This window comes from Peribacillus sp. P4_C12, assembly GCF_056402095.1.
In genome coordinates this window covers 1-1,010 of record NZ_JBFUIB010000933.1, presented here as the reverse complement: position 1 = coordinate 1,010, position 1,010 = coordinate 1, and the positions used below count along the sequence as shown (strand labels likewise).

2 protein-coding genes are annotated in these 1,010 nt (G+C 39.2%); both read right to left on the bottom strand.

The annotated features are described in order from the left end of the window. The coding region (locus tag AC1DUW_RS30375) for a GAF domain-containing protein (RefSeq protein WP_477644382.1) at window positions 1–775 on the bottom strand (775 nt) is incomplete at its 3' end. Window positions 776–854: 79 nt separating this feature from the next. Further along, window positions 855–995, bottom strand: a complete 141-nt coding sequence (locus AC1DUW_RS30370; protein ID WP_477644383.1) for a DUF3237 family protein — start codon at window positions 993–995, stop codon at window positions 855–857. Window positions 996–1,010 lie beyond the last annotated feature (15 nt).

The window sequence follows — 1,010 nt, the reverse complement described above, 5'->3', positions numbered from 1 at the left end:
GATTCCCACCAGGTGTTTCTAGAAAGGGAAAGTGGTCTTTCAGCATATAATTATCTTGGACCATAATTTTTTTTGCGTATTCCATCTTCCCGTAAGCGGGTTGTTGGAATACTAAACAGTTTTCTTTTTCATTATATAAATAAATGCACGCAAAATCAGCATTAGTCCCCTTTCCTGCCCTAGAGGTCAGTTCGGCGATATGGGTTTCAAATGGTGCATCGAGTGAGAGGTTTTTGCTAATCCATTCAATGCCTTCTATTTTTTTCAGCTGTGTTTTCTTTTGCCTGGCCATTGCCATGGCTACTGCCATATCCTTTCCAAATTCCTCAAAATGAATTTCCATATCCAAAAGCGGCACGAAGCTTAAGAAACCAACTATGCAGAAGCCAAAATGGTGAATGTCGTCTTTGAGGGGGACAGTAAACCAAGTTTTAATATTGGCCTTCTTCAATATTTTTGCCATATGGCAATTTTTCGGAACATCCGCTGTTTTATACGTTACGCTTTGGTGGAAGAGTTTGGAAGAACAGTCAACTGTGGAAAATGGAAAGGCTTCGGTTACAGAAGGTATGTTGCCGCTCCACGCTTTCGGCAAAAGCTGCCCACCCTCATCTAACACGACACCAACAAAATCGCAGTATAGTTCAGATCGAAAGGAATCGGTCAAATACTGCAGTGCCTCTTCTTCTGTGTCAATCTTAATCAGATAACGCGATGTCTTTCGCAAATGATTATCTACTTTTCTCATTAATTTCTCTCTTTTGCTGTCAGACAAAATCCATCCCTCCTTCCTGAATTCTCTCTAAATCTATTGTAAATGAAGAAACACATAATGAAAGAGGGAAAACCAAAAATCAAAGTACCTGATAAAATTTCATTTGAACATCATACGGTCTTCTGATGCCTTCTCCTACAAAAATATTTCGATTTAAAAAAGCATATTCTTCACTGCCTGTCTCAAACAAGGGAGCCGTTTTAAAATAATATGATCCAATTGGAACCTCTTCCCC